The sequence below is a fragment of the Priestia flexa genome (assembly GCF_021441905.1).
GTDB lineage: Bacteria > Bacillota > Bacilli > Bacillales > Bacillaceae_H > Priestia > Priestia flexa.
Genome location: NZ_CP090431.1, coordinates 1,157,669 through 1,177,435 on the forward strand (window position 1 = coordinate 1,157,669; position 19,767 = coordinate 1,177,435).

General features: G+C 38.2%; 14 protein-coding genes, 1 pseudogene and 1 riboswitch. Of the genes and pseudogenes, 14 read left to right on the top strand and 1 reads right to left on the bottom strand.

Features of this window, described 5'->3' with window-relative positions; all coding sequences use genetic code 11:
- Positions 1–18: 18 nt before the first annotated feature.
- The 10 genes from LZP85_RS05880 to LZP85_RS05925 all read left to right on the top strand — a co-directional run bounded on the left by LZP85_RS05880 (position 19) and on the right by LZP85_RS05925 (position 11,556).
- Entirely contained in the window at positions 19–645 is a 627-nt protein-coding gene (locus tag LZP85_RS05880; RefSeq protein WP_025909369.1) for a response regulator, read from the top strand.
- 135 nt (positions 646–780) lie between these two features.
- Entirely contained in the window at positions 781–2,445 is a 1,665-nt protein-coding gene (locus LZP85_RS05885; RefSeq protein ID WP_206782945.1) for a glycoside hydrolase family 13 protein, read from the top strand.
- Between the two features lie 165 nt (positions 2,446–2,610).
- Complete coding sequence (locus LZP85_RS05890) at positions 2,611–3,756, top strand: THUMP domain-containing class I SAM-dependent RNA methyltransferase (protein ID WP_061785354.1); 1,146 nt, start codon at positions 2,611–2,613, stop codon at positions 3,754–3,756.
- 104 nt (positions 3,757–3,860) lie between these two features.
- Positions 3,861–4,343 carry a hypothetical protein gene (locus tag LZP85_RS05895; RefSeq protein ID WP_119543024.1) on the top strand — a complete coding sequence of 161 codons (483 nt, stop codon included), beginning with the start codon at positions 3,861–3,863 and terminating at the stop codon, positions 4,341–4,343.
- 147 nt (positions 4,344–4,490) lie between these two features.
- Positions 4,491–4,676: a hypothetical protein gene (locus LZP85_RS05900; RefSeq protein ID WP_119543025.1), complete on the top strand. Its 186-nt coding sequence runs from the start codon at positions 4,491–4,493 to the stop codon at positions 4,674–4,676.
- Positions 4,677–4,884: 208 nt separating this feature from the next.
- Entirely contained in the window at positions 4,885–6,822 is a 1,938-nt protein-coding gene (locus tag LZP85_RS05905; protein WP_061785351.1) for an ATP-dependent DNA helicase, read from the top strand.
- 143 nt (positions 6,823–6,965) lie between these two features.
- Positions 6,966–8,483: a carboxypeptidase M32 gene (locus LZP85_RS05910; RefSeq protein ID WP_119543026.1), complete on the top strand. Its 1,518-nt coding sequence runs from the start codon at positions 6,966–6,968 to the stop codon at positions 8,481–8,483.
- A 125-nt stretch (positions 8,484–8,608) separates the two neighbouring features.
- Positions 8,609–8,710: riboswitch (purine riboswitch) on the top strand.
- 107 nt (positions 8,711–8,817) lie between these two features.
- A complete protein-coding gene (locus tag LZP85_RS05915) occupies positions 8,818–9,411 on the top strand; it encodes a xanthine phosphoribosyltransferase (protein ID WP_025909375.1) in 594 nt (197 codons plus the stop codon).
- A 1-nt stretch (position 9,412) separates the two neighbouring features.
- On the top strand, positions 9,413–10,723 hold the full coding sequence (locus LZP85_RS05920; RefSeq protein WP_119543028.1) for a nucleobase:cation symporter-2 family protein: 1,311 nt from the start codon (positions 9,413–9,415) through the stop codon (positions 10,721–10,723).
- Between the two features lie 293 nt (positions 10,724–11,016).
- On the top strand, positions 11,017–11,556 hold the full coding sequence (locus LZP85_RS05925) for a GNAT family N-acetyltransferase (RefSeq protein WP_119543029.1): 540 nt from the start codon (positions 11,017–11,019) through the stop codon (positions 11,554–11,556).
- A 223-nt stretch (positions 11,557–11,779) separates the two neighbouring features.
- On the opposite strand, the pseudogene LZP85_RS05930 reads toward LZP85_RS05925, so the two are convergent.
- Positions 11,780–13,152: pseudogene (locus LZP85_RS05930) on the bottom strand (IS1182 family transposase); the annotation flags it as partial.
- Positions 13,153–13,353: 201 nt separating this feature from the next.
- Here LZP85_RS05930 and LZP85_RS05935 point away from each other — a divergent pair.
- The 4 genes from LZP85_RS05935 to LZP85_RS05950 all read left to right on the top strand — a co-directional run bounded on the left by LZP85_RS05935 (position 13,354) and on the right by LZP85_RS05950 (position 19,765).
- Positions 13,354–14,442 carry a type III polyketide synthase gene (locus LZP85_RS05935; protein ID WP_119543030.1) on the top strand — a complete coding sequence of 363 codons (1,089 nt, stop codon included), beginning with the start codon at positions 13,354–13,356 and terminating at the stop codon, positions 14,440–14,442.
- Position 14,443: 1 nt separating this feature from the next.
- Complete coding sequence (locus LZP85_RS05940) at positions 14,444–15,010, top strand: isoprenylcysteine carboxyl methyltransferase family protein (RefSeq protein ID WP_119543031.1); 567 nt, start codon at positions 14,444–14,446, stop codon at positions 15,008–15,010.
- 374 nt (positions 15,011–15,384) lie between these two features.
- On the top strand, positions 15,385–19,011 hold the full coding sequence (locus tag LZP85_RS05945) for a dynamin family protein (protein WP_226639451.1): 3,627 nt from the start codon (positions 15,385–15,387) through the stop codon (positions 19,009–19,011).
- Between the two features lies 1 nt (position 19,012).
- Complete coding sequence (locus LZP85_RS05950) at positions 19,013–19,765, top strand: DNA polymerase beta superfamily protein (RefSeq protein WP_167556153.1); 753 nt, start codon at positions 19,013–19,015, stop codon at positions 19,763–19,765.
- Positions 19,766–19,767 lie beyond the last annotated feature (2 nt).

Sequence of the window (19,767 nt, forward strand, 5' to 3'; positions counted from 1 at the left end):
AAGAAAGGAGAGTTGCTCATGATTAACGTATTGTTAGTTGATGATCATGAAATGGTACGAATAGGCGTTTCAGCGTATTTATCTGCTCAGGCAGATATTCACGTCGTCGACGAAGCTGCTAACGGTCAGCAAGCGGTAGAAAAAGCGCTAAAGCACCGTCCGGATATCATTTTAATGGATTTGGTCATGGATGGTATGGATGGTATTGAAGCAACAAAACACATTGTTGACCATTGGAGTGAAGCCAAAATCATTATTGTGACGAGCTTTTTAGATGATGAAAAAGTGTATCCAGCACTTGAGGCAGGAGCATCCAGCTACCTGTTAAAAACGTCTAAAGCAAGCAAAATTGCGGAAGCTATTCGCGCTACATATGCAGGAGAGGCTGTGCTTGAGCCGGAGGTCACCGGGAAAATGATGACGAGAATGCGTCGCCCATCTTCTCCGCACGAGCTGTTAACAGGACGTGAAATGGAAATCCTTTTGCTTATGGCACAGGGTAAAACAAATCAAGAAATTGCCGATGAGCTATTCATTGCTTTAAAAACGGTTAAAACCCATGTGAGCAATTTACTAAGCAAGCTCGATGTGCAAGATCGTACGCAAGCGGTTATCTATGCTTTTCAACATAAGTTAATTAAATAAAAGCGAAGGTTCAAACAAGACCTTCGCTTCTTTTTTATAAAATAGCTGTTTTTTTCTTGCATTTCAGTATAAAATGATGATAGCGCTTTATATGCTAGCGCTTACTTGTAGGGAATGTTGTGAGGAGTTGAACAAATGGAAAAGAAATGGTGGAAGGAAGCCGTAGCGTATCAGATCTATCCACGTAGTTTTAAAGATTCAAACGGAGATGGAATTGGTGATATTCAAGGCGTAATTTCAAAACTTGATTATTTAAAAGACCTCGGTGTTGATGTAATTTGGATTTGTCCAATTTATCAATCACCAAATGACGATAATGGTTATGATATTAGTGATTATCAAGATATTATGAACGACTTTGGTACAATGGCGGATTTTGATGAGCTGTTAGAAGAAGTTCATAAACGAGATATGAAATTAATTATGGATTTAGTTATTAATCACACATCTGATGAGCATCCTTGGTTTGTTGAAGCACGTTCTTCAAAAGATAATTCGTATCGTGATTACTACATTTGGCATGAAGGTAACGATGGCAATGAACCAAACAACTGGGAGTCGATTTTCAATGGTTCTGCTTGGGAATTTGATGATGAGACAGAAGAATATTATTTGCACGTGTTTTCAAAGAAACAGCCGGACTTAAACTGGGAAAACAAAGCGGTTCGAGAAGAGCTATATAACATGGTGAATTGGTGGTTGGATAAAGGAATTGATGGATTCCGAGTAGATGCTATTTCACATATTAAAAAAGTGCCTGGTTTTCCAGACCTACCAAATCCAGAAGGGTTAGATTACGTACCTTCGTTTGAGGGCCATATGAATCGTCCTGGTATTCAAGAGCATTTATCAGAATTAAAAGAAGAGACATTTGCTAAATACGATATTATGACAGTTGGTGAAGCAAATGGCGTTACGTGGGACGATGCTGACGAATGGGTAGGCGCTAAAAACGGTAAATTCGATATGATTTTTCAATTTGAACATATGGGACTGTGGGACAAAGGGGAAAGTGAACCTCTGGATTTAGTTGAGTTCAAAACAATTTTAACGAATTGGCAAAAAGGCTTAGCTCAAATTGGTGGTTGGAATGCACTTTATCTTGAGAACCACGACCATATTCGTTCTATTAATAAATTCGGTAGTATGAAATACCGTGAAGAAAGCGCAAAATGCTTAGCTGCACTTTATTTCTTAATGCAGGGCACACCTTTTATCTATCAGGGCCAAGAGTTAGGAATGACAAACGTAAAGTTTAACAGCATTGAAGATTATAATGATGTCGGTATGGTGAATTACTATCGTATTCAACGTGAAAAAGGTCAGAATCATGAAGAAATCATGAAAGTGATTTGGGAAACAGGTCGTGATAATTCACGTACACCGATGCAGTGGAATCGTACGACAAACGCTGGTTTTTCAACAGGAACACCTTGGATGAAAGTGAATCCAAACTATGTTGACATTAACGTGGAGCAGCAGCTGTCAGACGAGGAATCGATTTTAAATTTTTACAAGAAGCTTGTAACGCTACGCAAACAGCATGAAGTATTTGTCTACGGAACGTATGACTTGTTGCTAGAAAATCATCCAGCAATTTATGCATATACGCGTACGCTAGATGATAAAAAAGCAATTATTATTTGCAACGTATCTTCTAAAGAGCAAGAGTTTAAGTTGCCAAAAGAAGTAAAAACTAATGAAGAAGAGCTGCTTATTCACAATTATCAAGTAGCAACAGAAGAGACGATTCAAGAGTTTACATTACGCCCATATGAAACGCGTGTTTATTTTGTTTGATAATAAAGGTTAGTGCAAACGATTGCGCTTATTTTGAGGCTCACATATGTGGGCCTTTTTTAGTGAGTTTAAGCATTTTCTTTTTGAAAGCTTTTGACTACCGCAAGTGGATATGGTACTTTTACACGTAGTATTCATTATTAGACAGTAAAATGAGGTTGAAAAATGACAAAATATAAAATTATTGCAACCGCTGCAATGGGAATTGAATCACTTGTAGCGAAAGAGGTTCGTGCATTAGGCTATGAATGTGAAGTAGATAATGGAAAAGTAATCTTCGAAGGCGATGAGCTAGCAATTGCGAGAGCAAATCTATGGCTGCGCACAGCAGACCGCGTGAAAATTGAAGTTGGTCAATTTAAAGCGCGTACGTTTGATGAATTATTTGAAAAAACAAAAGCGCTTGATTGGGGACGCTATTTACCCGTAGATGCTCAGTTCCCTGTGTCGGGTAAATCAGTGAAATCGAAGCTGTTTAGCGTATCTGATTGCCAAAGTATCGTGAAAAAAGCCATTGTTGATAAAATGAAAAAGCATCATAATATCACAACAGGCTGGCTTGAAGAAAAAGGCGCGACGTTTAAAATTGAAGTAGCGCTGTTAAAAGATATTGCAACAATCACAATCGATACGAGTGGAGCAGGTTTGCACAAGCGCGGTTACCGCGTTGGACAAGGTGAGGCACCGTTAAAAGAAACGTTAGCTGCAGCACTGGTTATGCTGACGCCTTGGAATCCTGATCGTCCGTTTGTTGATGCATTTTGTGGTTCAGGAACGATTGCGATTGAAGCAGCTCTAATTGGTCAAAATATTGCACCTGGCTTCAATCGTGACTTTATTTCAGAAGAGTGGCCTTGGATGTCTCAAGAGATTTGGGATAAAGCACGTGATGAGGCAGAGGAATTAGCAAACTATGATCAAGATTTAGATATCGCTGGGCATGATATCGATCACCGTATGATAAAAGTAGCGCAGCAAAACGCATTTGAAGCTGGTCTCGGAGACTTAATCCAATTTAAGCAAATGCAGGTGCGTGACTTCACGACTCCGAAGGAATACGGGATTATTGTTGGAAACCCACCGTATGGAGAGCGTTTAAGTGATCGACCTTCTGTTGAAGCAATGTATGCAGAAATGGGCGATGCGTTTGCTAAGCTTGATACGTGGTCTGTTTTCATGCTTACATCCCATGAGCAGTTTGAACAGTATTACGGCAAGCCCGCGACTAAAAAGCGTAAACTCTTTAACGGATTTATCAAAACCGACTATTATCAATATTGGGGACCACGTCCACCTCGCAAAACAAATTAATCTAATTAAAATACACATGCTCAAGTTTTAGCATGTGTATTTTTTATGGACAATCTTCAATAATCCAAATTATTCTGCGCATACTACAAAAAGAGGTGGGGCAGTTGAAGATATTTAAAGAAGCAAAAATATTCTTTGGTAGTATGATTGTATTGTCTTGGTTAACAGTTCCTTTTTTGGGTGTGAAATACATTAAAAGATATAAATATGCAGTTGCGTTCGTTTCCGTATTTATTTTTATGGAAAGCTTTGTAGCTAAAAAATTCAAATGGTGGTCCTTTCCAAGGCCTCCTTTACGCTATCTTACAGGAGAAATGGCGCTTGTTTTGGGCCCTTTCATTCCAGGCTCTTTTTGGATTATGAGGCTTACATACGGACGCTTTGGCCTATATATGCTGTTGAATTTAATTACCGATTGGCTTTTTGTTTACCCGTTTCAGACTATGACAAAGAAGCTGAAGATGTTTCGATTTGGAACGATTAAAAAGCCGCAACTTCTCAGCATTTTTCTTTTCAAAGCTGTACTGATGTATGGATTTCAGTATTTTATCGTTGAAAAAGCTAATAAGGAAGATCCATCACCGTGATGGATCTTCTTTATTTTACTGCGCCAGATGTCATATTCAGTAAAGAAAGTTCATCTCTATCTGACATTTTTTCTATGAATAAATGAAACGGTTTCTGTATACAATAAGCTTATAACTATTTTTATAGAGAGAAGGAGAGTGTTGGAAATGGTCCGACCAAACGAGCATTTCTTAATAATTCGTCAAGCGTTAGAAAATAGCTATCAGCATATACAGCAAGGAGGAGAACTTTCTCCAGATCTTTTGAATCAGTTTGAGCAAGCTAAAGCTGAATATGAGGCTGCTTTAAATTTTATTTCATCCACGGACTCTTGTTTTCGCCCACTTTCTTAATGCGAATAGCTCTTATATATGATACTAATACCTTATGCTCTGCTTTTGCAGAGCTTTTTATTGTTTACGACACTAGAATAGATATTGACAATCCTTTCTCAATACTAGATAATTAAGTTTTGCTTCAGTTAGTTATTTACAGAGAAAAAATAAATGAATTTACCTTTTGAAAGGTTTATATTTACATAGTTAAAGGAGTCATTAATCAATGATGAGAGAGCGATTGCCTTTTACAATTGGACGAGATGAGAATTTTTTTGATAAGTTAAATGAATGGATTGGGGACGTTTTTTACGATCACCTTCCGGATGCAGGGTTAGAGCTTCGAGACGAGCAAATCTTTATGGCCTTTCAAATTGAGCGCGCGTTTAAAGAAAAAAACGTTATTTTTGCAGAAGCAGGAGTAGGTACGGGTAAGACCATTGTTTATCTATTGTATGCGATTTGCTACGCACGCTATGTTGGCAAGCCTGCTATTATTGCCTGTGCGGATGAAACATTGATTGAGCAGCTCGTAAAGGCTGAGGGAGATATCGCAAAGTTATCAAAAATCCTTGATATCAACATGGATGTTCGCCTTGCAAAATCGCAAGATCAGTACCTTTGCTTAAAGAAACTAGATGCAGTTACAAGCCGAACGGATAATGAAAACATTGAAGAAATTTACGAAACATTACCTGATTTTGTACATGATCATAGCGGTATGCAGTCGTTTTATCATTATGGAGATCGTAAAGAGTATTCACATCTAACCGATGAAGAGTGGCAGCAGATTAACTGGGATTCTTTCCAAGATTGTTCTTCTTGTGATCAGCGCCACCGATGTGGTTTAACTCTATCACGTGAACACTACCGCAAAGCGACAGACTTAATTATTTGCTCTCATGACTTTTATATGGAGCATATTTGGACTGTTGAAGCTCGTAAACGTGAGGGTCAGCTACCGCTCTTACCAGAAAGTAGCTGCGTAGTGTTTGATGAGGGACATCTGCTTGAATTTGCAGCGCAAAAGGCATTGACGTACCGTATTAAAGAAGATACGCTTGAGAACTTATTAACACGTTTATTAGAAAATGATGTGCGTGAAGAACTAGCATTAAAAATTGAGCATACAATCGATGTTTATTCGCTATTTTTTGATGCGCTTAGTGAGGCAAGTCAAGATATCGTTGGATCTAATCGAAAGCAAATTGAGCGTACAAGCCGTGTGCAAAAGGTTGGAAAAGAACTGCTTGGTCTTTTGGAGCATATTGGAAACGAACTTGTTTTTGAAAGTGAAACCTATACGGTAGATGAATACACGCTTCGCATTGTCGATGAGTATTTAGATCAAATTGATTATTCAATGCGTCTATTTATGGAGAATGAAAATGCAATTTACTGGCTTGAAGAAAAAGATTGGCAGCTAACGCTCGTTATTATGCCACAAGCTGTTAAAGATGTATTAAAAGAGCGCGTATTCTCTAAGAAGATTCCATATATTTTTACCTCAGCGACGCTTTCAGATAATTCATCATTTGATTATTTAGCATACAGTTTAGGGATTGGAAAACCTTTATCATTTTCAGTAGAGTCTCCGTTTGATTATGATGAAAAGATGGACATTACCTGTAAAATGGTAGCAGCTGGCAGTGAAGCATTTGCTGAAAAATATGGTTATACGCTGAAACAGCTTGAAAGAACAAATGGACGAGCCCTGCTACTATTTAATACACGTGAAGAGCTAGCTTTATTTAAAGAAGCATCTAAAGAGCTAAGTGAATACACGTTTTTATTTGAAGGAGATCAAGAAATTAGCAAGCTAGTTTCTCAATTTCAACGTGAAGAAGAAACGATTTTATGTGCGGTTCACCTTTGGGAAGGTCTTGATATCCCAGGTCCATCACTTTCAAATGTTATTTTATGGTCACTTCCATATCCGCCAAATGATCCGGTCTTTGAAGCAAAACGAAAGCAGGTTGCAGATGCATTTTGGGATGCGGATATGCCTTACATGCTGCTTCGTTTAAAGCAAGGCGTGGGACGATTGATTCGTTCGCATGAAGATGAAGGCCTAATTACTATTTTTATGCCGGAAAATACGGATGAGAAGGTTCAAGCCATTATTGAAAAGAATTTACCTACAGCGATAAAAGCTCGCGTTTAAACAATATGAGGATAGCTCGTCTTATGCAGACGGCTATCCTTTTTTGTTTAAAACCTTTAAACTAAAAGCAGAGAATGTAACGATTCTCTACTATATGACATAAGTGCATAGTAAGCTAGTAAGTAAAAAGGGGAGGTTTTTTTATGAAGGAAAATATTCAGCTTGTAGAGCGAGATTTTCATGAATTGATGAAGAAAATCAAAAGTTATCATGAAGCGATGGGTGTTATGTACTGGGATTTGCGCACAGGTGCACCGAAAAAAGGAGTGGAGCAGCGCTCAGAAGTAATTGGCATGCTGTCCTCTGAAGCGTTTAAACTATCTGTTTCTAATGAAATGGCTTCATTCATTCAGCAGTTGACTACTGATACCGCTCAAAATTACATATCCCATACGACAAAGAAAGCGGTAAAAGAATGTCAAAAGGAATATGAGCTTAATAAAAAAATTCCGGCTGACGAATATAAAGAATACGTTATTTTAACCTCTAAAGCTGAATCTGTGTGGGAAGAAGCGAAAGGTAAAGCAGATTTTCAGATGTTTCAACCGTATTTAGAGAAAATCGTAGCGTTCAACCAAAAATTTGTAGAGTATTGGGGATACGAAGGTAATAAATATAACCGCTTACTAGATCTTTTTGAACCTGGAATGACGGTAGAAATCTTAGACAATGTGTTTGGGCAGCTCCGCAATCGAATTGTGCCGCTTGTACAAAAGATTGCTGCTTCACCTAATAAGCCAGAAACAGGTTTCTTATTTGAAACTTTTCCAAAAGATAAGCAGCGTGAATTTAGTTTAGCCATCTTAAAAGAGCTCGGCTACGATTTTGAAGCTGGTCGCTTAGACGAAACGGTTCATCCGTTTGCAACAGGCTTAAATCCAGGAGATGTAAGAATTACAACTAAATATGATGAAAAGGATTTTCGAACGGCAATCTTTGGTACCATTCACGAATGTGGTCATGCTCTATACGAACAAAATATTTCAGAAGATCTAGTTGGTACGGTGCTTTGTGAAGGCACATCAATGGGCATTCATGAGTCACAATCCCTTTTTTATGAAAAATTTGTGGGTAAAAACTTTTCATTTTGGAAGCGTAACTATGACGTGATTAAACAGTATTCAAGCGGTCAGTTTGAGAACGTATCATTAGAAGACTTCTATCGGGCAATTAATCAGTCACAGCCCTCATTGATTCGTATCGAAGCGGACGAGTTAACGTACCCACTTCACATTATGATTCGCTATGAAATTGAAAAAGGATTAATAAATGGTGACATTGAAGTGAAGGATCTTCCTGGGATCTGGAATGATAAATATGAAGAGTATTTAGGCATTCGCCCAAATCATGATGGAGAAGGCGTACTTCAAGATGTACACTGGGCAGGTGGAAGCTTTGGGTATTTCCCTTCCTATGCGCTTGGTTATATGTACGCAGCTCAGTTTAAAAATGCGATGGTAAAAGACTTACCAGATTATGATGAGCTGTTGGAAACTGGTGACGTAAAAGCAATTACAAATTGGTTAACATACCATATTCATCAGTATGGCAAAACGAAAAAGCCGCTTGAAATCTTGCATGACGTGACGGAAGAAGGGTTAAACGTCAATTATTTAATTGATTATTTAGAAAAAAAATACACGGAAGTATACTCTCTTTAATAGAAAAGACGAAGAAGATAAGAATAACCTTATCTTCTTTTGTCGTTTTCACGAACATTTTTAGAATCTTTAATATAAAACGTTCGATAAAAAGGTTTTCAAACATGTAGAATATTGGTATACTAAACACAACTCAATAACGCACTCATATAATGACGAGAATATGGCTCGTAAGTTTCTACCAAACCACCGTAAATGGTTTGACTATGAGTGAGCGGTGACACTTTTGGCTTTCGTCTTATAGATTAGCTCAAAAACATTGCTCTACTCATACGTGGGTGTAGCTATGTTTTTGAGCTTTTTATTGTGAAAAAGAAGTTGGAGGAATTATAAGATGAAAGCATTACAAGAAAAGATTTTAACAGACGGTATTGTACTATCAGATACGGTTTTAAAAGTTGATACGTTTTTAAATCACCAAATGGATCCAGTTCTCATGAAAGAAATTGGAGAAGAGTTTGGCAAACGATTTGAAAAAGAAGGTATTACAAAGATTTTAACAATTGAATCATCTGGTATTGCTCCAGCAATTATGGCGGCACTGAAGCTCAATGTGGAAATGGTGTTTGCTCGCAAGCGTAAATCATTAACTTTACAAGACGGATTAATTACATCAAAAGTATATTCCTTTACTAAAAAAGAAGAAAATGAAATTTCGGTTGCTGAAAAGTTTATTTTGCCAATTGATCGCGTATTAATTATTGACGACTTCCTGGCAAACGGACAAGCTGCACTGGGCTTAATGGATATTGTTAAAAAAGCTGGTGCTGATGTTGGGGGCGTAGGAATTGTCATTGAAAAAGCTTTTCAAGATGGCGGTCGCCTAGTTCGTGAAACGGGTGTGAAAGTTGAATCGCTTGCACGTATCGAATCACTAAAAGGTGGACAGGTTACGTTTGTTCCTACGAAGCAAGGAGTGACATCTTAAGATGAATAATGGAAAAGTGCTATCACTAGGATTACAGCATGTTTTAGCCATGTATGGCGGAGCTATTGTTGTGCCATTAATTGTGGGTGGAGCAATTGGATTAACGCAGCAGCAGTTAACTTATTTGGTCGCAATTGACTTGTTCATGTGTGGAGTTGCTACGCTATTACAGGTGTGGAAAAATCGTTTCTTTGGTATCGGCTTACCGGTTGTACTAGGATGTACGTTTACTGCTGTAGGTCCAATGATTCAAATCGGAAGTTCATATGGCGTATCGAGCATATATGGCTCCATAATTGTGGCAGGGCTTATGATTGTTATTTTATCAAAATACCTTGGTAAGCTTGTTCGCTTTTTCCCTCCACTTGTCACCGGGTCTGTGGTGACGATTATTGGAATTACGCTTATTCCCGTAGCAATGAAAGACTTGGCTGGTGGAGAAGGAAGCGCTGATTTCGGAAGCTTAAGTAACTTAGCGCTTGGGTTTGGTGTATTAGTACTTATTATTTTATTATATCGTTTTACAACAGGGTTTATGAGATCAGTGTCTGTGTTGGCAGGTCTAATCGTTGGAACCATTGCCGCATCATTTATGGGAAAAGTAGATTTTTCAGGCGTTCGTGATGAAGCTTGGGTCCACGTTCCACACTTTTTTTACTTTGGAATGCCAACCTTTGATTTAACGGCTATTTTAACGATGTTTTTGGTGTTACTAGTAGGGATTGTTGAATCAACAGGTGTATATTTTGCAGTTAGTGATATTTGTAAAGAAGAAGTAACGGAAAAAGATTTAGCTGGTGGATATCGCGCAGAAGGGTTAGCTATTACCCTGGGTGGATTGTTTAATGCATTTCCCTATACGGCGTATTCACAAAACGTAGGGCTGCTTCAGCTTTCGGGTGTTCGCACCAAAAGCGTAGTGTTTGCAGCGAGCGGTATCCTAATTGTTCTGGGGCTTATTCCCAAAATTGCTGCGATTACAACCGTGATTCCAAGCCCTGTATTAGGGGGGGCAATGGTTGCGATGTTCGGGATGGTTATCTCATCTGGAATTAAAATTTTAAGCGAAGTGGATTTACAAAAGCAAGAGAATCTGTTAATTATCGCATGCTCTATTGGAATGGGGCTTGGCGTAACGGTAGTACCAGATTTATTTGCTCAGCTTCCAGAAGGAATTCAAATCCTAACTGGAAATGGAATTGTAGCAGGTAGCTTTACAGCGATTATTTTAAATATTGTATTCAACGTACTGGCGGTTTCAAAAGTAAGAACTCCAGAAACATCTGTACAAAAAGAAATGGTAACAAAATAAAAGTAAAAAGCTCTTAATGCTTGTGTTAGGCAAGCGTTGAGAGCTTTTTTATTGAATAATTTGAATATTACTATTTATTTTACTTTATGCAAACCATTTGCAATGTGCACAAGGATATGCAAAAATAAATTTTCCCAAAAAGGTTTACAAATATAAAGGCTTTGGGTATATCTAAAGTGCAGTGATCAGCTTACCTGACAACATGCAAAAAGAAACATTTCCAATGATAAAGTAGAGAATTAAACGAACACTAACAACAAGTGATTATTGAATGGTTAGAGGAGTTGATATAGATGATTACAGCAGAAAAAGATACGGTAACATTTGTAGCAAAGGATGGACGTGAAGTAACAATACGTCCAGCAGAGCCCCGTGATGCAAGAGAGATTACAACAGCTGTAGAAGAGATTATTAAAGCGGGGGAGTTTATTCAAAAAGACGCGCCAAAAACCGTTGAAGAAGAACAGCAGTTTATTGAAAGTGTACCAAAGCAAGGGCATATGTATGTTGTTGCAGAAGTCGAAGGAGAAGTTGTTGGAATTGCACGCGTTCTTCGCGGTGAAATTCGAATGAAGCGTCATAGCGGGCTTTTCCGTACGTGGCTAATTTCAAAAGTACAAGGTATGGGAATTGGGAAGCAGTTAATGGACTATACGCTAAAATGGTGCAAAGAAAACGACATGCATAAATTGTCGCTAACGGTGTTTACTTCAAATGAAGTGGCGTATAAATTATACGAAAAAGTTGGCTTTAAGACAGAAGGCGTTATGAAAGAACAAGCTTATATTAATGGGAAATACGTGGACGAAGTATATATGTCTGTATTCTTTTAAATAAATAAAGAAAACCCAAAAATTTCATGTTCAATACTAGGGAAAATACGTTATACTAAACGTGTGCGCAACAAATAGAACTTCTTCAAAACGAAGCTTTTCCATATCTTATGGAAAAGCTTTCAGATTGACGAGAAACCTGTAAGGTTCTCGTCAATCTGAGGCTCTTTTCATTTTTTATAGTGAAACAAGTAAACATTTCACAAACAAATCGTCGTTTTCCATAAAAATCGCCCATTACCTGACCTGTTTTGGTCAGGTAATGGGCGATTTTTTTCATGTTTTGACAAGCTGCCGTCAGATACGCCTGCATCTGGACAGACTTCAGCCCTCGATACCGGGCATATCGATACCCATTTAGCTCTTTTGCGTCGGCAAAGCTACGCTCAATCGTCGTGCAACGCATACGATAAAGTTGTTTACCTGCTTTTGTGCGCTTGTTTAGACGCGCTTGTTCTTTGAATCTCTCCCAAATGTGACGTGTCACCACGCGTTGTTTTTGGGAAGCGGAAAAACACCCGTCTCTCATTGGACAAACGGCACAATCACTTGGATTTGATTTGTATGTACGATCTCCTGTGCGACTGGTAGTCGCATACGATAAAATGCACCCCATTGGACAAGCGAATACATCTTTTTCCTGTACGTAGTGAAACAGACGTTTTGGCACGTCTTTGTTTGACGATCCAAAACGCCGATAGCCCATCACCATAAAAATCCCTTTTTCAGAAAGGCGTTTACAAATATGGCTTGTAAAATACCCGGCATCTAATGCAACAGCTTCAACAGAAAAGCGAAACTTTTTTATTTGTATGTCAAGGCGGTCAAGATAAGGAACAGAGTCAGCCACATTGCCAGCTGTAATACAGGTATCTGTAATAATATTATGTTTGACATCCACCGTTCGATGATCTAAATAATGAAAGCCATCTGGCTTTCCATCTCTCATCATAAAACCACTATCGGGATCCGTTGTACTGATGCGGGTTTGTTTTTGTAAGGCAACGCCTTCCTTTCGAGGACTTAGTTCTTTTTTCCGTTTTCAAGACGATCTTCGTTGACGGCTGCTTCTAACTCTTCCATATACGCTTGTCGGCGGGACTTCTTTGGTTGTTTTTCATATTTATGTTTATTCGCATTCGCTTTGATATGAGTCGAGTCTGTCATTAAAGCACGTCCACCAACCATGCGATGTTCTATCGCCTGGCGAACAATTTCATCAAAAATGTCTTCAAAAATCGTCGTATCTAAAAAGCGTGTTCGGCGATTAAAACTAATCGTCGAATGGTGAGGAACGGCATCCGTTAACGATAAGCCTAAGAACCATCGATACGCCACATTCGTTTGAATTTCTTTGGCAAGTTGACGTTCGGAACGAACGCCATAAAAGTAGCCAATAAACATCATTTTGAATAGCGTAATGGGATGAATGGAAGGACGTCCATTGTCTTCACAATAATAAGGAAGAAGCTTTTCTTCAATAAAGCTAAAATCAATTGTCGCTTCAATTGTACGCAAAAAGTGATTGGCAGGAACTAAATCTTCTACAGAAACCATCACTTGTTCATCTCGATGATTTTTAAGTGCACCCATCATGTTTCATCAACTCCAGTCTTTTTTTATCAGTGTTACCACTGATAAAAAAAGACAGACATAAAAAAGCTGTTGAGAACAAAGTTTCTCAACAGCCTGGAAGCTTTTCCATATCTTATGGAAAAGCTTTTTTTATTTTTCATAAAGAATAAATTTCTAAAAAATTACAGAAGGTATACATAACGAATTAAAGAGGTGAGAACGGTGCCTAAAATTATGTCAACTGGATTTTGTATACCTCCATATGAGCTAAAGCAATCGGATACTGCACAGTTTGCAAAGGATCTATTTGCCGAGTCATTTCGAGATATTAATCGCTTGTTAACGGTATTTGAAAATGGTCAGATTGAAACAAGGCATTTTGCCAAAGGAATGGATTGGTTTCAAGAAGACCACACGTTTGAAGAGAAAAATAATGCATTTATTGAGTCTGCAATTGAACTTGGCGTAAAAGCTGTTGAAAATTGCTTAACAAATTCAGCTTATCTCTCAGACAATATTCCCTATGAAGAAATTGATGCAATCTTTTACATCTCCACTAGTGGGCTTGCAACACCGAGCATTGAAGCAAGAATTATGAACGAGCTGCCCTTTTCCCCTCACACGAAGCGTATTCCAATTTGGGGTCTAGGCTGTGCAGGAGGAGCTTCAGGTGTGTCAAGAGCACATGAGTATTGCTTAGCGTTTCCGAAAGCAAAGGTACTTGTGCTTTCCATTGAACTTTGTAGCCTGACGTTTCAGCGTAATGATCGTTCAAAAAGCAATTTAATTGGTACATCTTTATTTGCTGACGGAGTAGCAGCTGCTTTAATTGCAGGAGATGAAGCAGACATAAGCGCTTCACAATTGGACACGCTGCCATCAACGTTACATACTCAGTCTACTTTAATGCCAGACTCTAAGGATGTTATGGGTTGGGATATTCGAAACAACGGTTTATATGTTATTTTTTCAAAAGACATTCCTACAATTATTGATTCTTGGTTAGGAGATCAAGTTCAGACATTCCTGGCGAGTCACGGTCTAACTACGCAAGACTTGCGACATTTTGTGGCGCATCCTGGAGGGAAGAAGGTGTTAGAAGCTTATCTATCTACGCTTTCGCTTGAAAGCTCAATGATTGACCATTCACTTCATGTGTTAAAGCATCATGGAAACATGTCATCAGCAACTGTCTTATACGTATTGGATCGGTTTATGAAAGAGAAAATTCCAAGTGGAGAATACGGCGTGTTAACTGCGCTTGGGCCAGGATTTAGCTCAGAGCTCGTCTTACTTCAATGGAGGGAATAATATGCTTATTTATGTCATTTTTGCATTGATTATTTTACAACGTTTAGGAGAACTTGTAATTGCGAAGCGCAATGAAGCCTGGATGAAACAAAACGGTGGATATGAAGCGGGAAAAGATCATTACAAATGGATGGTAGCCATGCATGTTGCTTTTTTTGTGGCGTTGTTTGTAGAAATCCAGCTTATAGACTATCCATTTTCATCGCCTTTTTGGGTATTTGCTACTTTATTTTTAATGGTGCAGCTGGGAAGAGTATGGGCTATCACCTCATTAGGGAAGTATTGGAATACTAAAATTATTGTAATGCCAAAAGCTCCCGTTGTATTAAAGGGCCCTTACAAATACATTAAGCACCCAAACTATACGATTGTCACGCTAGAGTTTCTTCTAATTCCGTTTTTATTTCAAGCGTATCTAACGCTTATAGTGTTCAGTTTATTAAACATGTGGATGCTATCAGTTCGGATTGTAAAAGAAGAAGAAGCGCTGAAGTTACATACAGACTATGAGGTAGCCATGGATGGAAAGCTACGTTTTATGCCACAGTTAAAAAAATCAGAAAACTAATTGAAAATGATTATCTTTCGTGATAGACTGTAAGTAGCTGATAAAGATTATCAATTTCATCAATAAGAAACGGTGGTGGACATAATGGTTAGTCTTTTTGTAATTGGAGCGTTCGTAACGTGTACGGGTATGGCAACGTATGTCATGAAAAACATTGAAAAAGCGCAGCGTGTATAATTTTTTGAATATAAATAAACGTAAAACTGCCAATGGTTTGGCAGTTTTTTTTGCTTTTTTGCATAAGTAAACGGAAGTGGAAAATTCAGTTTTTTATAGGAAAACGCTTTAAAATCAAGTAAAATAAAAAGAGGAATAAGTAGCAGAAATGGAGTAAGTGCACGATTGTAAGTGCCTAACAAAAGGAGTCGAAAGTGATGTCTCAAGTAAGCGTTCAGCATCAAAGGTATAAAACTCTACAATCCTCTCTTTATCATTTACATGAGGCTTTTATAAATGCTGGAGATGAAAAGCAAGCGGAAAAAATTATTCAATTATTAAGAAAACAAGAAAAAGAAGAGTTTGTTATTGCGTTTTGTGGTCATTTTTCAGCAGGGAAATCAAGTATGATTAATGAACTCATGGGCCAAACAATTTTGCCCGCAAGTCCAATTCCGACAAGTGCTAATTTGGTGTCTGTTAAGGCTGGCGAGGAGCATGCAACCGTTTATTATCGAAAAGAAAAGCCAGTACGTTATGAAGCACCATATGAGTATGAACAAATTAAATCGTTTTGTGTTGATGGTGATGAAGTAGAGTCCATTCATCTCTCGATTGAAACGGAAGCAATTCCACAAGGAATTGTTGTAATGGATACGCCTGGAATTGATTCAACAGATGATGCTCACCGTGTGTCAACAGAGTCTGCTCTTCATCTTGCGGACGTTATTTTTTACGTGATGGATTACAATCATGTACAGGCAGAGCTTAATTTTCATTTTACAAAAGAGCTACAGGATGCCAATAAAGAGCTGTTCTTAATTATTAACCAAGTTGATAAGCATCGAGATGATCAGCTTACTTTCCAAGAGTTTAAGGAATCTGTAGAAGAGGCGTTTTTAAAATGGAATGTACGACCAAAAGGGATTTTTTATACATCTTTAAAAGATAAGCAATATCCTTATAACGAATTGGCTGTTTTAAAGAAGCATTTGCACACGATGATGGAGAAAAAAGAAAATCGCGGTCAACATATTATGGATTCCATGAAAATGGTAGTAGAAGATCACATGCAGTTTGCAGAAAGCACTGAAGAAGAGAGCCTTCTTGAATATGATGATATTCGTTCACAGCTTCGTCCAAATGAATATCAAAATGCAAAAGAAGAAGCGGCTGAGCTTATAGCGAAGCGAGAAATGATTTTACATAAACGCACAGCGTTTTATACGACGTATCAAAACGAAACAGCTAAAATTATGAACAATGCGAATTTAGCTCCCTATGAGATGCGAGAGAAAGCAAAGGCATTCTTAGAAACAACCAAGCCAGATTTTAAAGTGGGCGTATGGTTTACAAAAAAGAAAACAGAAGAAGAAAAAAAAGAGCGGCTAACGGTTTTTTATGAAGATTTGAAAGAGCGTGTTCAAACAGAGCTACAGTGGCACTTGCAGCAGTATATGCAGCAGCTCATTCAAGATGAAGAGCTCGTAGATTCTTCTCTGTTGGCTAGCGTTCAGCAGTTTGAAGTACCGTTTGAGCCACATGACTTAGTGGATGCTGTGAAAACAGGAGCAACCATTAATGGTGAATATGTCCTTACCTATACAAAGGATGTAGTAGATGCAATTAAGAAAAATACCAATCGTATTCTTTCCGAACTGTATACTCAAATTGAACAAGTAAAGAAAGAAGAAGAAGAACGAATACTCCAAAACATTGAACAGTCGTTAGCTACGGAGCAACGAATTATTGAGGGCTACGAACGAGTTCAAAAATCTACTCAGCATCTTCAAACCTTGCGGCAAGATTTAAAACAAAAGCTAAATATCTTAAGGCCTCTTGAACCTTTGGAAATGGTGAAGCTGTTAGACTTATTACAAGAAGAAATCGAAGTGGGAACAATGGTTGAGGTAAAAGCAGCTCCTATTACAGTCACATCAGAACAAAATGTTGCTGTAGAGGAAGAAGTTCAGTCAAAAACAAAGGTCGACGCGGTTATTCGAGATATTGATGAGTCGACAAAGGTGCTTTCTACATTCAAACAGCTTGAAAAGTTTGTTGGTCGCTTAAAGGAAAAGCGTCATAAGCTTGCAAACCAAACGTTCACAGTGGCACTATTTGGAGCTTTTAGCGCTGGAAAGTCGTCTTTTGCCAATGCGTTAATCGGTGAAAAAGTACTGCCTGTTTCACCGAATCCTACAACGGCAACGATTAACAAAATTATGCCTCCTACAAAGGACTACCCTCATCGAACAGTCGTAGTTCTGATGAAAACGATGGATCAGCTATTAGCTGATATTAACAGTTCCTTGGAGCTGTTTAAACATACTATTGCAAACGTAGAAGAGCTAAACGAATTATTGCCAAAATTAACTGTAAAAGAAGAAAACCAGCTGCATTTCTCATTTCTACAGGCAGTGATAAAAGGCTATGAGGATGTTAAGGACGTAATGGGGTCTGAAGTAACCGTTACGATTAAAGAATTTGAAGCGTACGTAGCTAAGGAAGAGAAGGCCTGCTTTGTACAGCATATTAACCTATATTATGACTGTGAGTTGACTCAGCTAGGAATTACGCTTGTCGATACGCCAGGGGCCGACTCTATCAATGCTCGCCATACGGGCGTTGCGTTTGAATATATTAAAAATGCTGATGCTATCTTGTTTGTTACGTACTATAATCATGCGTTTTCAAAAGCAGATCGTGAATTTTTAATTCAGCTTGGTCGTGTAAAAGATGTATTTACACTAGACAAAATGTTCTTTTTACTGAATGCAGCTGATTTAGCTCAATCTGATGAAGAGCTAGGTCTTGTACAAAATTATGTAAAAACACAGCTTGAAGAGTATGGTATTCGCTTTCCACGCCTCTATCCAATTTCAAGCTTGCAGGCGCTAGCAAATCGAGAAGATAAAATGTTTAAGGCTTTCCAAAAACCATTTTATCACTTCATTACAGATGAGCTAACTCAGCTAGCAGTTGCGTCTGTATACGAAGAGCTTAATCAAGCACTTGCCGTCACGAATGAAATTAAAGGTGTTCAAACAAAGTCTGCGGTTGAAAAGCAGCGCTATTTGCAATCTCTTCATATTAAGGATCAACAAATTTCTGCTAAGGTTTCAGAAATGACATTTACGTATGAAGAGCAGCAGCTCGAAAGGGAAAGCAATGAGCTTCTCTTCTATGTGAAAAAGCGTGTCTTGCAACGCTATGATGATTTCTTTAAGGAATCGTTTAACCCGGCAACGCTTAGAGACGATAAAGGAAATAAGAAAGAACAGTTGGCTGCATGTCTTGACCAGCTTTTACAAGCAGTTGCATTTGATGTCACCCAAGAAATTCAAGCCACAACGCTGCGTTTAGAAACATTTATTCAACGCTTAACAAAAGAGTGGAATCAAACGAATATGAGGCAGCTGCAGCGCTACGAACCAACATTCCACCCTGCTCTTCCGGACATTAATGTGGAAAGCGGCAGCACGCTGGTTAGTCGCTGTTCGTTTGAAAACCTTGAACTATTCCAGAAGGATTTGGCTCTTTATAAAAACAGCAAAAGCTTTTTTGAGAAAAATGAAAAAGCTAAAATGCATGAAGGATTAAAAGCTAAAATTGAGCCGCTGCTTGATGATTATGTGTGCAGTGAGCAAATAAAGCTACAAAATCATTACAATGAACAAATTCACATGTTTGTTTTAACGTATAAACCGACGCTTTTAGAAGAATGGTATGATTATTATAAGCAGCTTCAAACAGCGGTTAATGCAGATTTTCCAATTGAAGCGCTAAATCATACAATTGATACGCTAAATGTCATCGTCGTAGCTCATCAAAATGAAAGGACATAAGATGAACGATAATATCGAAGAACTGTTGGATTCAATTGAGAAAAAGCATGATATCACGATTTTGTTTGCGTGTGAAGCAGGAAGCCGGGCGTATGAATTACATACGCCTTCTAGTGATTATGATGTACGATTTATTTATAAATATGAGTCCGCACGCTACCTTGAGTTACATCGACCTAAAGACGTTATTACAAGCATAGATAAAAACTATGATCTTCAAGGGTGGGACGTTTATAAAGCACTGCATCTCTTTACAAAATCGAATCCTTCTCTTTATGAATGGATACACTCATCGGTTTGCTATCGTAATGTGAAAGGGTTTCGTGAAAAGATTTGTTTTATGATGAAGGAACAGTATTCGCTAAAAGCGCTAGGGTTTCATTATTTTAAACTTTTGCATCAAAATAGTAAAAGAAATCTGACATCTTCTGTTACAATAGAGGATATAAAAGTTGTTCTTCATATGGCTAGGGCATACATGGCATTAACCGTTTTAATTCAGGGGAGGGAATTACCGCCTACGTCGTTTTTTAAGCTTGTTAACGGCTTTAAAGCTGATCCTTTAGCGCAGGTGATTACAAAGCTTAGCGATGCTAAAAAACAAGTCGTACACATAACAAGTAGTGAGGTAAAGGAAATAAAAGCTTTGCTTGAAAAAAAGCTCCCTCATTTTAAAAACGAACTTGTTAACTTGCCGGATAAAGACGCTAGCCTCGAAGACATTAACCTATTCTTAGCACAACAGCTTACATAATG

Excerpts from the sequence above, each read along its gene's own strand:
- LZP85_RS05880 (WP_025909369.1), top strand. The coding sequence starts at position 19 with ATGATTAACGTATTGTTAGTTGATGATCATGAAATGGTACGAATAGGC.
- LZP85_RS05885 (WP_206782945.1), top strand. The coding sequence starts at position 781 with ATGGAAAAGAAATGGTGGAAGGAAGCCGTAGCGTATCAGATCTATCCA.
- LZP85_RS05890 (WP_061785354.1), top strand. The coding sequence starts at position 2,611 with ATGACAAAATATAAAATTATTGCAACCGCTGCAATGGGAATTGAATCA.
- LZP85_RS05900 (WP_119543025.1), top strand. The coding sequence starts at position 4,491 with ATGGTCCGACCAAACGAGCATTTCTTAATAATTCGTCAAGCGTTAGAA.
- LZP85_RS05905 (WP_061785351.1), top strand. The coding sequence starts at position 4,885 with ATGATGAGAGAGCGATTGCCTTTTACAATTGGACGAGATGAGAATTTT.
- LZP85_RS05910 (WP_119543026.1), top strand. The coding sequence starts at position 6,966 with ATGAAGGAAAATATTCAGCTTGTAGAGCGAGATTTTCATGAATTGATG.
- LZP85_RS05915 (WP_025909375.1), top strand. The coding sequence starts at position 8,818 with ATGAAAGCATTACAAGAAAAGATTTTAACAGACGGTATTGTACTATCA.
- LZP85_RS05920 (WP_119543028.1), top strand. The coding sequence starts at position 9,413 with ATGAATAATGGAAAAGTGCTATCACTAGGATTACAGCATGTTTTAGCC.
- LZP85_RS05925 (WP_119543029.1), top strand. The coding sequence starts at position 11,017 with ATGATTACAGCAGAAAAAGATACGGTAACATTTGTAGCAAAGGATGGA.
- LZP85_RS05940 (WP_119543031.1), top strand. The coding sequence starts at position 14,444 with ATGCTTATTTATGTCATTTTTGCATTGATTATTTTACAACGTTTAGGA.
- LZP85_RS05945 (WP_226639451.1), top strand. The coding sequence starts at position 15,385 with ATGTCTCAAGTAAGCGTTCAGCATCAAAGGTATAAAACTCTACAATCC.
- LZP85_RS05950 (WP_167556153.1), top strand. The coding sequence starts at position 19,013 with ATGAACGATAATATCGAAGAACTGTTGGATTCAATTGAGAAAAAGCAT.